Here is a 12,910-nt window from a genome sequence, read left to right as displayed (position 1 = left end):
GTCTACTCCTCCAGAAGCCGGGTTGCGACCGTTTCGAGTACCTCGACCGAGCGGTCGTATTCGGACAGCGCGAGGTGTTCGTTGGGCGCGTGATCGAGGTCCGAATCGCCGGGGCCGTAGGTGACCATGGGACAGTCCCACTCCTGTGCGTACACGTTCATATCGCTTGTGCCGGTCTTCCGGAGCAGGCGTGGGTCGCCGCCGGCCTGCCGGATGGACGCGCGAAACGCCCGCGCCACGTCGGTCCGGGGCGACATCATCACCGGTTCGACCCTGTCCTTCCAGTGGACGCGGTCGGCCACGTCCAGATGACCCTCGGTGATCTCGATGATCTCCGCGGTGTTCATACTCGGGGGCACCCGCAACTGGACCTCCATCGTCGCCTCGACGGAGAGGCCGTCCTCGGTGAGCCCACCGTCGATCTTGGTGGGTTTGGGCGTCACCCGCTCGAACACCGCCTCCCACTCGTCGGTGGCGAACTCCGCTTCCACGTTCGACCACCAGGCGATGGCGTCCTGGATAGCGTTGTTCTCCGGGCGGGAGGTGTGGCCCGACTCGCTGGTCGCGACGTAGGTGCCGGCCACCAGGCCGCGGTAGCCCAGCGTGATCCCCTCCCAGCCGGAGGGTTCGCCGTTGATCACGGCGTCGGGCGCGGCCTCGCGATCCTCGACCAGATAGCGGCCGCCACGGGAGTCGACTTCCTCGCCGACGACGCCGACGAACGAGGCTCCCGTTCGAACCGCGGCGACGGCCATCGCCGCCAGCGGCCCCTTCGCGTCGACGCTTCCGCGGCCCCAGAGGGCCTCGGCGTCGCCGTCTTCGGCCTCGCGGATCTCGACGGGGATGTCCCCGGGGACGGTGTCGATGTGGGAGGTCAGGAGGACGCCGTCGTCGGCGGGCGCGCGGACGTTGCCGATCTCGTCGATCCAGACCTCGCGGTCGTGTTCCTCGAAGTACGAGACCAGCACCTCGGCACAGCGACGCTCCTCGCCCGAGACCGAGGGCGTCGAGACCAGATCGACGAGCAACTGGCGGGCCTCCCCGTCCACGTCGATCGTGCTCTGACTGGTGAACTGGGTCCCGCTCATCCCTCGTCCTCCGTGATCGTTGCTGTGAGCGCGTCGACGACCTCGTCGGCGTGGTCCTCGGTGATCGAAAGCGGCGGGAGCAGGCGCACGACCGTCCGGCCCGCCGGCAGCGCCAGCACGCCGTGGTTCAAGGCGAGTTCCTTGAGCACGCGGTTGGCCCCGCGACCGACCTCGACGCCGATCATCAGGCCTTCGCCGCGGACCTCACGCACGTCGTCGCCGAGTTCGTCGTCGAGTCGCTCCTGGATGTACGAGCCGATACGGGCCGCGTTCTCGGTGATTCCTTCCTCCGTGATCGTCTCGACGGTCGCCTCGGCGGCCGCCGAGATGACGGGCCCACCCGAGAACGTCGAGGCGTGGGAGCCGTAGTTCTCGGCGATCCACTCCCGGCACAGCGTCGCGCCGATGGGCAGGCCGTTGCCTAGCCCCTTCGCGCTCGTGATCATGTCGGGCACCACGCCGGACTCGTCGGCGGCCCACAGGCTTCCGGTCCGGCCCATCCCGGTCTGGACCTCGTCGAAGATCAGCGCCGCGCCCGCGTTCTCGGTGACCTCACGGGTCCGCTGGAGGAACTCCTGACTCGCGGGGTTGATCCCGCCCTCGCCCTGGACGGGTTCCACGATGACTGCGGCGGTGTCGTCGTCCACAGTCTGTTCCATCGCCTCGGGGTCGTCGTAGGGGACGAACTCCACGTCGCCGATCAGGGGCTCGTAGGGCTTCTTGTACTTGTCCTTCCACGTGGTCGCCAGCGCGCCCATCGTCCGGCCGTGGAAGCCCTGCATCGTGGCGACGATCTTGGAGTTCCCCGTGGCCGAGCGGGCGAACTTCAGCGCTGCCTCGTTGGCTTCCGTGCCCGAGTTACAGAGCCACGTGTAGTCGATGTCGCCGGGCGCGGTGTCGGCCAGCAGGTCGTACAGCCGCGTCCGGGTCTCGACGGGGTAGGACGCCTGCACGTAGGTGAGGTCGTCCAGCTGCTCGCGGACGGCCGCCTGCACCGCGGGGTGGTCGTGCCCCAGCGGGACGCAGGCGTAACTGGCCCCCATGTCGAGGTACTCGGTGCCGTCCGATCCGTAGAGGTACGCTCCCTCGCCGCGTTCGATCTGGATGGGTTTCTCGTTGAAGACGAATCCGCTCATTGTAGTGCCTCCTGATACAGGTGTGTGCCGCCGCCGTCGAGCGCCGAGAGGATCGGCTCGTCGGCGTTGGCGTCCGCGATGACGACCTCGTCGGCCCCCGATTCGAGGGCCTCCTCGGCCGCCATGATCTTCCGGCTCATGAATCCCTCGGCGGCCGCTTCGAGGGCCTCCCACTCCGCGCTCGTCTCGACCGTCTCGATCAGCGTGTCGGGATCGTCGGGGTCCTCGTAGACGCCTTCCACGTCCGTCAGCAGGACGAGCGTCCCGCCGAGTTCGCCCGAGATCGCCGCCGCCGAGCGGTCGGCGTCGGTGTTGACGGGGATCACGTCGCCGTCATCTGCACCGGCCATCGGCGGCGCGGCGACAGGGACGTATCCATCACTCAGCAGCGACTCCAGCAGGTCACCGTTGACCTGCTTGATCGTCCCGGAGTGATCACCGCGCTTGATCTTCTTCTTGCCGTCCTCGACGACCCGGACCGCCGACTTCCGGGGACCGTGCAGGAGCTTTCCGTCGACGCCGTTGAGTCCGACCGCGTCGACGTCGAGGCTCTGCAGGCCAGCGACCAGCTGGGTGTTCAGGTGGCCGAAGACCATCTCGAACACCTCCATCGTCTCCGCGTCGGTGAACCGACCGACCACGCCGCTCGGCGTCTCGACGTACTCCGGTTCGATGCCGAGTCGCTCCAGCGTGTCGTCGACGGCCGTGGAGCCGCCGTGGACGACCGCCACGTCCTCGCCGTCCTCGTACAATGCTGCGATATCCGAAAGGGCACCCGCGGGATCGACCGCGCGAGCGCCACCGACTTTGATAACTGTTGTCATTACGAAAATACCTCTCCGGTTGCTACGGCGAGCCCACGGGATGCAGGCCACGGATGTCGAGGCCCGCTGTCTCGTCGAGGCCCAGGGCGACGTTGGCTGCGTGGACGGCCTGGCCGGCCGAGCCCTTCATCATGTTGTCGATGGCCGAGAACACGACCAGCCGTTTGTTGCCGGGGTCGAGTTCGAAGCCGACTTCGGCCTTGTTCGTCCCTGCGACGGACTTGGGTTCGGGGTAGCGGTAGACGCCACCGCCGCCCGAAACGAGTTCGACGAACGGTTCGTCCTCGTACTGCCCGCGGTAGGCCGACCAGAGGTCACCTTTCGAGACGGGCTCTTCAGGAAAGACGTGACAGGTCGCGCTCGCGCCGCGGATCATCTCCACCGCGTGGACGGTGAAGGACACGTCGACGCCGAGGAACTGCTGGATCTCGGCCTCGTGGCGGTGCCCGGTGGGCGCGTAGGGCCGGACGACGCCGGAGCGCTCGGGGTGGCTGGAGGCCTCCCCGCCGCCGGCACCGCCCTCCGAGGAGCCGACCTTCACGTCGACGACGATCTGCTCGTCGCCGGAGAGCACGCCCTCCTCGAACAGGGGCAGCAGTCCCATGATCGTCGCAGTGGCGTTACAGCCGCCGGAGGCGACGATCTCGGCCCCTTCGAGGTTCTCACGGTTCAGCTCGGGTAGTGCATACTCGGCCTTTTCGAGGAGTTCGGGCCGACTGTGACCGTCGTACCACTCGTCGTACTGCTGTTCGGTGTCCAGCCGGAAGTCCGCCGACAGGTCGACGACGGTGCCCGCGGCCTCGCGGAACTCGTCGATCTGCTCCATCGTGACGCCGTGGGGCGTCGCGGCGAACAGCACGTCGACCGATTCGAGGTCGTCCGGACTCGAAAAGCGCAGGTCCAGATCCCGCAGGTTGGGGTGCTGGTGGCCGACCGTCTTGTTGGCCTTCGAGCGACTCGTCGCCTGGACGATCTCGAAGTCGGGGTGCCCAGCCAGCAGGCGCAGGAGTTCCCCGCCGGTGAAGCCGGTGCCACCGACGACCGAGGCAGTGAGCGAGGGTTCGCCGTCCGCGGACATCAGGCGCTCACCCCCTGTTCCTGCTCGGCCTTGGTTTCGAGCCAGTCGACCACGCGGGCGGGCACGTCCACGTCGGTCGCTTCGTTCAGCGCCTTGAACTCGACGTTGTGGTTGACCTCGTGGACGGTGTAGCCGTAGTCTCGCGGCTCGTCGCCGCTCGACCCTTCCGAGGAGCTTTGCGCCTCGCCTGTCCCCATGAGGTCGACGCCCAGCAGGCCGCCGCCGACTGCCTCGGAGGCCCGCTCCACGAGGTCGAGGGCCTCGTCGTCGAGCCCGAACGCGTCGGTCTCGGCTCCCTTCGCGGCGTTGGTGATCCAGTGGTCCGAGGACCGGACCATCGCGGCGACTGGTTCGCCGTCGGTCGCGAGCACGCGGATGTCCTCGCCGCCCTTGTCGACGTACTCCTGGACGTAGAACACCTTGTGCTCGTAGTGGCCCAGGGTCTCTTTGTGTTCGAGGATGGCCTCGGCGGCCGTCCGGCTGTCGATCTTGGCCATCAGGCGACCCCACGAGCCCACGACGGGCTTGAGGACGCAGGGGTAGCCGAAGTCCTCGATGGCTTCCATGGCCGCGTCCTTGGTGAACGCGACTTTGGTGTCCGGCGTCGGGACCGCATCCTCGACCAGCGCGAGGCTGTTTTTGGCCTTGTCGGCACAGACGTCGGCGGTGTCGGGGTGGTTGACGACCGGGATGTCGTAGGCGTCGATGAAGCGCGTGGCGTAGACGCTGCGACTGGTCGCGAGACACCGGTCGACCACGAGGTCGACGCCCTCGAAGTCAGCAGGCGGCTCGGACAGTCCGAACTGCTGTTTGCGGACGTCGATCTTCGTGACCTCGTGCCCCCGGTCACGAAGCTCCGAGAGGAGGAGCTTCTCGTCTTTGCGAATGCGCGAGTAGAGTATGCCGAAATTCATGGTATCACCGGCCGGCAGCAGCCGTACCGCGCGGCCGAACGCACGCTCACTCGCCCCAGTCCTCTTCGAGCTCGGGCGCCGTGTCCAGCTCGACGGGGTCGGTGTCGACGACTTCCAGCTCCGCACCGCAGGTCGAACAGTCGACGATCTCTCCCACTTCCAGGTCGTCGTGCAGGGTAACCTCCGCCCCACACTCGATGCATTCCGTCATTGGTACCTGCAAGTCACGCTCGTTACTACTTAAACCCTTCGGACCTGTCGGGGAGAATTAACAACGCAAACTACCGTCTAACCGTAGCAAAAGCGACCGTGGCGGCATTTCACGATTTCGTTATCATGATTCTGGTAATTCGTCCCCTCGCGGGGATCGCGGTCGCGGTGCGGGGGCCGCTGCGCCCCGGCCTCGCGGGAGTTCACGTCGCTGCCGAACGGGTCGGGACTCAGACATAGGCGGCCACCACCTCGCGGAGACGGTTCTCGGCATCGGCCAGCGCGGTCCGTTTGTCCGCCAGCGTCTCGCGGTCGGCGTCGAGGTCGGCCCGGGCCGCCGACAGCTGATCGGCCACCGCATCGGGAGCCGGCCCACCGGCCGAGTCCCGACTCGCCACGCTTTCGGCGGGGTCCAGCGCGTCCTCGACGGCCCCACGGTCAGTGTATGCAGACAGCGACTCGCCCAGCACCTCCTCGGCCGCCGCCTCCAGCGTCTCGTAGTCGGGATCGGCCGACCGCTCGGCCGCCACCGCGACCAGTTCGTGGGCCGTCCGGAAGGGCAACCCTTCCATCGCGAGCAGGTCCGCGACACCCGTCGCCGTCGAGAAGCCCGCGCCGGCCTCCTCGGCCAGTAGCTCCTCGTTCCACTCGGCCGTGGCGACCGCACCGGCCGCGACCTCCGTGGCCTCGATCACGGCGTCGATCGAGTCCCAGCCGTACTGGCCAGCGCGCTGGAGATCACGGTTGTACGCCCGGGGCAGTCCCTTCAGCGTGGTCAGGAGTCCGGACACCGCGCTGTGGGCGTCGCCCGCCCGGGCCCGCACCAGTTCCAGCGTGTCCGGGTTCTTCTTCTGGGGCATGATCGACGAGGTCGACGAGTAGTCGTCGCTGAGGTCCACGTACCCGTCGTTCGCGAAGATCACGATGTCCTCGGCGAGTCCCGACAGCGTCGTCGCCAGATTGGCGAGTGCGGTCGTCGCCTCCAGCAGGAAGTCGCGTGCGGACGCGCCGTCCATCGAGTTCCCGAGTACCGAATCGAATCCGAGCAGGTCGGCTGTCCGCTCGCGGTCGATGTCGAAGGGCGTGCCCGCGAAGGCCGCCCCGCCCAGCGGCGAGCGGTTCGTCCGCGCGTAGGCGGCCAGCAACCGCTCGGTGTCGCGGGCCAGCGCCCGCTCGTAGGAGAGCAGGTAGTGGCCCACCGTCGTCGGCTGGGCGTACTGGAGGTGGGTGAACCCCGGCATCAGCGTCTCGGCGTGGTCCTCGGCCGCGTCGACCAACTGCTCGCGTGCGCCCACGACCGTCTCGACGGCGTCGAGCAGATCCGAACGCAGGCGGTAGCGGATACAGGCCGCCACTTCGTCGTTGCGCGAGCGCGCGGTGTGCATCCGGCCGCCCTCGGGGCCGACGGCGTCGATCACCGCCGTCTCTATTGCGGCGTGCACGTCCTCACCGTCGGGCAGTTCGGCGTGGCCCGCGTCCTCGATCTCGTCGAGCGCCGCGAGGATTTCGCCCGCGTCCTCGTCGTCGACGATGCCCTGTTCGGCGAGCATCACGACGTGGGCGCGGTCCACGGCGAGGTCTGCGGCGAAGATGCGCTCGTCTGCCGCGAGCGAGGAGAGGAACCCGCGGGCGGGGCCGCCGCTGAAGCGGTCCCGGCGGACGACATCCCCGGGAGCGTCAGCGACCGGGGGCTCGTCGGAGCTTGCTCCGACGGTGTCGCCGCCGGCGTCGGCGTCCTCGCCGTCGGTGGGTTCCTCGCTCATCGTTCAGTTCTCGTCGCCGTCGTTTCCGCCGTCCGTCACGGCCTCCGCGGCCGCGCTGTCGACGGCCTCGCTGACCTTGTTCGCCAGGCGCTCCTGGAAGCCGTGGTACTTGGCGACGCCGGTGGCGTCGGCCTGTTCGATGTCGTCCGTGACCGCTTCCGTGTTGAAGGAAGCCTGCCCCTCCGCGTAGCAGGCGTACTCGCTCTCGCGGGCGACCGGACGGGCCTGCCCGCCTTCGAGTTTGACAGTGACGGTGCCGGTGACGCGCGTCTGGGTCTCCTCGATGAACCCTTCGAGCGCGCGGAAGAGTGGCGCCTTGACGAGGCCCTGGTAGCCCTTCTCTGCCCACTCCTGGTCGATGCCCTGTTTGAAACTGCGCTCTTCCTTGGTGAGGACGAGGCCTTCGAGGGCCTCGTGGGCGGCCAGCAACACGGTGGCCGCGGGGTGCTCGTAGTTCTCGCGCACCTTGAGGCCGAGCATCCGGTCTTCCATCGTGTCCGTGCGGCCGATGCCGTGTGCGCCGGCCTGTTCGTTCAGCTGTTCGATGATCTCGACGGGCTCCATCTGCTCGCCGTCGACGGCGACGACTTCGCCCTGCTCGAACTCGATGTCGACCAGTTCGGCGTCCTTGCCGCTGGGACTCTCCGTCCAGTCGTAGATCTCCTCGCTGGGCACGTGCGCGGGGTCTTCGAGTTCCGAGCCCTCGACCGAGCGACTCCAGAGGTTCGTGTCGATGCTCCAGCGGCCGCCGTCGCCGCCTTCCACGGGCAGGTCCTTCTCCTCGGCGTACTCCTGTTCCCACTCGCGGGTGAGGCCGAGTTCACGCACGGGCGCGTGGACGTTCAGATCCGAGTCGCGCCAGACCGTCTCGAAGCGGAGCTGGTCGTTGCCCTTGCCGGTACAGCCGTGGGCGAGGGCGGTACAGCCCTGCTCCTCGGCGACTTCGAGGATCGCCGTGGCGATGACGGGCCGGGCCAGCGCGGTCCCGAGCGGGTAGCCCTGGTAGGTTGCGTTGGCCTTGACGGCGTCCATACAGAGGTCGGCGAACTCGGCTTTCGCGTCGACCACGTAGTGATCGAGGCCCAGCGCCTCGGCGGTCTCCTCGGCCTCGTCGAACTCCTCTGCGGGCTGGCCCACGTCGACGGTGACGCCGATCACGTCGTCGTAGCCGTATTCTTCTTTCAGCAGCGGTACGCAGACTGTCGTGTCGAGCCCGCCGGAAAAGGCGAGCGCGACCGTTCCTTCGGTGTCGTCGGGTTCTGGCATGTGTGTTGTGTGAATCGTGGTGTGATGCGGACCGCCCGGCACCAGTCAGTGGGCGGTTCGAGACGAAACGACCGTGGAGTGAAGTGGGAATGAGGTGGGCCTAACGGCCCCGTCGTCGGAACTCTCGCGGTCGCGGAAAACGGTGAACGGACCCGCCGGTCTCGCTCGGGAGCGAACCGGTTCCGCAGGTCCGTGTCATGTACCCCGACCTACCGGAGATTCGTATTAAAACCTTCCGAGATGCCGTTCCCGTGCCGCGCGGTGGCACATCTCGTGACCGGGCTCAGCGGCCGTTCCGGGCCGCGACACTGCAGGACGGCCACAACCCCTATGTCGTCGTCGGTCGCAGAATCCAACATGAACCTCCGCGCCGCACTCGATACGGACGACCTGCTGAAGATCGTACTGGTCCTGGTGATCGTCCTGCTCGCGGTCGAACTCGTCGAAGAAGTCGTCGGCGCACTGTTTAGCTTCCTCGGCCCCGTCCTCGCGCTGGTGATCCTCGCCCTCATCGTTCTCTACTTCCTCGACAGAATCTGAGTCGGGTGTCGACTGTCAGACCATGGGATTTAAGCTGAAACCGGTAGATTTCACCCCTATGGGAGAGGGGCAAGTCACAGCGGCCAGTGAGGGCCGCGTCACAGCGACGAAGGTCAGAAACCTGTTTATCTTCCTGGGGCTGGGGTTACTCCAGTTGATGGTCATCTTCCAGGGACTGGCCGCCTACTGGGATATCACGATTCCGATGTTTCCGCTGCTGTTGATCCTGCTGGGATTCGTGGCGGCGGGCCTCCTGTTCATCGCGAACTTCTAGGCGGTCGCGACCAGCAGTCCTTTGATCGCCAAGCCCCTCGAGAGACGCGTGTACAGTCTGAACGTTCCGGTCCCGTCGTCGGTCGCGGCCCTCGCGAGTCGGCTGGCGACGGACCTCCCGACCGCACACACCCGCGACCGCGGTCGCCACACGCTGGGTGTCAAGCGACTCGGCGGCGACGGCCCCGGTGAGTACGCCCGCCTCGAAGCACGCACCCGGGAAGCGCTCGCCGGCACGGCACCGTTCGACGCCCGGATAACCGGTATCGAGGTGTTCGAGGAGGCACCCGTCGGCAGTTCCCCCGTCGTCTATCTGGCCGTCGAGAGCCCCGGCCTCCGGGCGCTCCACGAGGACCTCTGTACGGTATTCGACCCCGTCGACGACATCGAGGGCGAGGGGTACTCACCGCACGTCACCATCGCCCGGGGCGGTGACCCGGCGGCCGCCCAGCAGCTACAGGCGCGTGAGATCGATCCCATCGAGTGGACCGTCGACGAACTGATCTTCTGGGACTCCGAACGTATCGAACCGGTCAGCGGCGTCTCGCTGCCGGCGTGACCTACGGTTTCGGCGGCGCTCCGTCCCAGGCGTCCATGTCGCCGTAGAAGTTCAGCATCGCGAACTTCAGTTTCTCCGGGTCGATGTCGATCATCTCCGCGCGCTCCTCCGGCGGGAACGTCTCCCGCACGGTATAGTTACCCAGTTCCCGCTCGCCGAGTTCCGTGTAGCGTTTGTCGACCAGCACGCGCGCCCCGAAGTCCTCGGGCGAGCGGACGACCCGCCCCAGCGCCTGCCGGGTCTTGCGGACCGTGGGAATCTCGACGGCGTAGGCCCAGCCCGCGTCCTCGGTCCCCATCCACTCGCCGCCGCCGTCGCCGAAGGCCTGGTCGTAAGCCTCCTGCACCGCCTCCATCCGGTCGTCCAGATGGGGATAGGGGACGCCGACGACGACGACGGTCCGAGCGTCGCCGTCGTCGAAGCTCACGCCCTCCGCGAGGGTACCCCACAGCGACGTAAAGAGGACGCCGTTCTGGCTATCCGTGAACTCCTCGCGGAGTTCTCTGGCGCTCGTCGCGGGTTTATCGAGGTACCGGTCGCCGGCGGTCTGCACCCGGTCGTGATAGCGCTCGGCTTCGCTGTAACTCGGGAAGAAGGCGAGCGTGTTGCCCGGCGTGAACCTGATGGCGTCTTCGAGGACGCCGGTCACGGTGTCCTGGACCGCGCGATCGTCGCGCTCGCTGGCGAAGAGCGCCGGCGCTTCGACGGCGTAGGTCCGTCGCCGTTCCTCGGGGAACTGCGCGCCGTAGGCCATCGTCTCGGGGTCGTCGAGGCCGAGTACGTCCTCGGTGACCGGGAAGGGACGCAGTGTCGCGCTCATCAGCACGCTGGCGTGGAGTTCCTCGAACAGCGACCGGGTGACCTCCTGTGGGATACACCGGTAGAGTTCGGCCCGGCCGTAGACGTCGCCGCTCGCGTCGTCACGGCGGACGCTCACCACCGGGTAGTGGCCCTGGGCGTCGCCCTCGTCCATCCACATCCTGACGAACTGGATAGTCTGAAGGGTCTGACACTCCTGTCGGGTGCTGGTCTCGCCGTTCTTGTACGCCTCCTCGTACTTCTCGTCCAGCGCGCGGGCGAACTTCAGCGCCTCCCGGAGGTCCACGTCGTAGCCCGGCCCGGTGTAGGCCTGCAGGAAGGCGATGGTCAGGTCGTCGCGGCCACCTTCGTTGGTGATCGTGAGATCCTCCCAGTTCTCCTCGATTCGCTCGCGCTCGCCGAATCCGAGGGCGTCGTCGTAGGTCTCGACCAGCGCCGAGCGGAAGGCCTGGACGACGTTCCGTGCGGCCTCGGCTCGCGGATCGTCCTGTTCGGCGAGTTCGTCCAGCGCGCTGTCGAGGGTGTTCTCCGTGAGGGTGCGGGTCGCGTGGTCCCGGGCCGCATCCTCCACGTTGTGGGCCTCGTCGAAGACGGTGATCACGTCCTCGGGGTCCCGCCCGAGCCACCGGAAGAAGTGCTCGCGGATCCCCGGATCGAGCAGGTGGTGGTAGTTACAGACGACGAGGTCGACGCCTTCCATCCCCTCTTTGAGGAGTTCGTAGCCGCAGAACCCCTCCATCTCGGCGTACTCGTAGATGTCGTCGGGGTCGCGCACGTCCGCGAACAGCCACTCGTAGAAGGCGTCCGTGTTCCCCGTCAGATTCTGGTAGTAGTAGTCACAGGTGTTGCCGGTCTCCCGCAGGTCCTCGAGGTCCTCCTCGACGGCCTCCAGTTCCTCGACGACCGCGCCGCGGGCCTCGGCGGCCTCCTCGCTGCCGGCCTGGCTCTCCTCCAGCAGCGTCTCTTCGCGCTCGTTCAGTTCCGCGAGGTCCTGCTCTTTCTCGACGATCTCGCGGGTGGTGTCCCGCAGGGCCTGACACTCCTCGTAGCCCACGTCGACGTGGCACATCGACCCTTTCCCGCGAAAGACGACCGCGCGGATCGGCTCCTGTTCGGTGATGGCACGGGCCTCCCGGACGAACTGACGCATCTGCTGGTGGACGTTCGTCGTGATGACGACCGTCTTGTCTTCCTCGCGGGCGTACTCCAGTGCTGGCACCAGTGCGGCCAGGGTCTTGCCGGTCCCGGTCGCGCCCTCGAACAGCACGTCCGACCCGTCGCCGAGCGCGTCGTAGATGCGGTCCATCGCGTCGCGCTGGTGGTCGTAGGGCTCGTCGTACGGGAAGAATCGAACGTAGCCGGCGTCGTCTCCGTCGCTCGACACACTCGGTCCTTGTTCGCTCCCGGACAAAAAGTCTCGCGTCCGGCCGGCCGGGGCCGGGCGTCTCAATCCACCGGTTCGACGTAGATCCGGTCGGCGAAGGGTTCGACCTCTCGGATGGCGGCTTCGATATCCGCGATGGTCTCCTCCCGTGCCTCGGCAGTGAGGTCGGCAGCGAAAGCCACGTCGGTCGTGATCAACACCTGTCCCGCCCCGAAGTACACAGTACGAAGGTCGACGACCTCGTCGACGCCGTCCCAGCCCGCCACGAGCTCCCGGATCTTCCCTTCCTCGTCTCTGGGCAAACTCTCACCCATCAGGAGGCGCTTGTTCTCCCAGGCGAGCGCGATGGCAAAGCCCATCAGCATGAGTCCGATGATCAGCGCCGCGGCCGCGTCGTACACGGAGTTCCCCGTGACGTTCGAGAGGTAGACGCCGAACAGCGCGATGCCCGCGCCCGCGAGCGCGATGAAGTCCTCGGTGAACGCCGTCAGCGTCGTCACGTCGGAGGTCTTCCGGAACGCTTCTTTGTACCCGCTCCAGTCGTGGACGTCGATCTGGCGTTTGAGTTCCTTCCGGGCCTTCCAGAAGGCGTAGGTCTCGAAGACGATGGCCCCGATCAGGACGGCGTAGTTGACGTAGACGGGCGGGAACGACAGCGTGATATCGGTGAGCGGAATCGTCGGCTGGCGGGCCGCGTGGTCGACACCGTGCACCAGCGCCTCGTAGCCGTGTCTGGCCGACTCCCAGCCGGCGATGCCAAAGAGCATCACGGAGACGAGGAACGCGAAGAAGAACTGCGCTTTCCCGTAGCCGAAGGGGTGGCGACGGTCGGCGTCGCGGGCCCCGTAGCGGATGCCGATCAGCAGGAACACCTGGTTGCCCGTGTCGGAGATCGAGTGATACGTCTCCGAGAGCATCGCCGGGCTGAGCGTCAGCAGATACCCCACGAACTTCATGATCGCGATCGCCCCGTTGGCGATCAGCGCCGCGATGACCACCCCCTTGCTGTTGCCTGCCATTACCGATGGGTCCACAGGGAGCCTCAAAGTCGTTCTG

At 67.1% G+C, this 12,910-nt stretch carries 13 protein-coding genes; 3 read left to right on the top strand and 10 right to left on the bottom strand.

Translation table 11 applies throughout. The features are described 5' to 3' along the window. Positions 1–2 precede the first annotated feature (2 nt). The 8 genes from BV210_RS07095 to BV210_RS07060 form a co-directional block, all read right to left on the bottom strand. Complete coding sequence (locus BV210_RS07095; RefSeq protein ID WP_077205957.1) at positions 3–1,088, bottom strand: [LysW]-lysine hydrolase; 1,086 nt, start codon at positions 1,086–1,088, stop codon at positions 3–5. After that, positions 1,085–2,224, bottom strand: a complete 1,140-nt coding sequence (locus BV210_RS07090) for an aspartate aminotransferase family protein (protein ID WP_077205956.1) — start codon at positions 2,222–2,224, stop codon at positions 1,085–1,087. The genes BV210_RS07095 and BV210_RS07090 overlap by 4 nt, the downstream gene beginning before the upstream one ends. Continuing rightward, complete coding sequence (locus BV210_RS07085; RefSeq protein WP_077205955.1) at positions 2,221–3,048, bottom strand: acetylglutamate/acetylaminoadipate kinase; 828 nt, start codon at positions 3,046–3,048, stop codon at positions 2,221–2,223. Before BV210_RS07085 ends, BV210_RS07090 begins: the two co-directional genes overlap by 4 nt. Positions 3,049–3,070: 22 nt before the next feature. Then, positions 3,071–4,126, bottom strand: a complete 1,056-nt coding sequence (argC, locus tag BV210_RS07080) for an N-acetyl-gamma-glutamyl-phosphate reductase (protein WP_077205954.1) — start codon at positions 4,124–4,126, stop codon at positions 3,071–3,073. After that, complete coding sequence (locus BV210_RS07075) at positions 4,126–5,040, bottom strand: RimK family alpha-L-glutamate ligase (RefSeq protein ID WP_077205953.1); 915 nt, start codon at positions 5,038–5,040, stop codon at positions 4,126–4,128. Before BV210_RS07075 ends, argC begins: the two co-directional genes overlap by 1 nt. Positions 5,041–5,086: 46 nt before the next feature. Next, on the bottom strand, positions 5,087–5,251 hold the full coding sequence (lysW, locus tag BV210_RS07070; protein ID WP_077205952.1) for a lysine biosynthesis protein LysW: 165 nt from the start codon (positions 5,249–5,251) through the stop codon (positions 5,087–5,089). A gap of 229 nt (positions 5,252–5,480) precedes the next feature. Next, positions 5,481–7,013, bottom strand: coding sequence for an argininosuccinate lyase (gene argH, locus BV210_RS07065; RefSeq protein WP_077205951.1), 1,533 nt, complete (start codon positions 7,011–7,013; stop codon positions 5,481–5,483). Between the two features lie 3 nt (positions 7,014–7,016). Beyond that, positions 7,017–8,279, bottom strand: a complete 1,263-nt coding sequence (locus tag BV210_RS07060) for an argininosuccinate synthase (RefSeq protein WP_077205950.1) — start codon at positions 8,277–8,279, stop codon at positions 7,017–7,019. Positions 8,280–8,636: 357 nt separating this feature from the next. Here BV210_RS07060 and BV210_RS07055 point away from each other — a divergent pair, with 357 nt between their 5' ends. The 3 genes from BV210_RS07055 to BV210_RS07045 are packed head-to-tail and all read left to right on the top strand — an operon-like array spanning position 8,637 to position 9,651. Beyond that, a complete protein-coding gene (locus BV210_RS07055; protein WP_077205949.1) occupies positions 8,637–8,819 on the top strand; it encodes a hypothetical protein in 183 nt (60 codons plus the stop codon). 58 nt (positions 8,820–8,877) lie between these two features. Next, complete coding sequence (locus BV210_RS07050; RefSeq protein WP_077205948.1) at positions 8,878–9,093, top strand: hypothetical protein; 216 nt, start codon at positions 8,878–8,880, stop codon at positions 9,091–9,093. 48 nt (positions 9,094–9,141) lie between these two features. Continuing rightward, positions 9,142–9,651, top strand: coding sequence for a 2'-5' RNA ligase family protein (locus BV210_RS07045; protein ID WP_077205947.1), 510 nt, complete (start codon positions 9,142–9,144; stop codon positions 9,649–9,651). Between the two features lies 1 nt (position 9,652). On the opposite strand, the gene BV210_RS07040 is transcribed toward BV210_RS07045, so the two are convergent. Together BV210_RS07040 and BV210_RS07035 are read right to left on the bottom strand one after the other, a co-directional pair. After that, positions 9,653–11,776 (bottom strand): helicase C-terminal domain-containing protein, encoded by a 2,124-nt coding sequence (locus BV210_RS07040; RefSeq protein WP_253741657.1) that lies wholly within the window; start codon positions 11,774–11,776, stop codon positions 9,653–9,655. Positions 11,777–11,916: 140 nt separating this feature from the next. Beyond that, positions 11,917–12,873 carry a cation diffusion facilitator family transporter gene (locus tag BV210_RS07035; protein WP_077205945.1) on the bottom strand — a complete coding sequence of 319 codons (957 nt, stop codon included), beginning with the start codon at positions 12,871–12,873 and terminating at the stop codon, positions 11,917–11,919. Positions 12,874–12,910 lie beyond the last annotated feature (37 nt).

Origin of the sequence: Halorientalis sp. IM1011 (assembly GCF_001989615.1) — an archaeon.
Classification (GTDB): Archaea; Halobacteriota; Halobacteria; order Halobacteriales; family Haloarculaceae; genus Halorientalis.
Note: the sequence above shows the minus strand (reverse complement) of the source record. Positions and strands in the feature narration are given on the sequence as shown.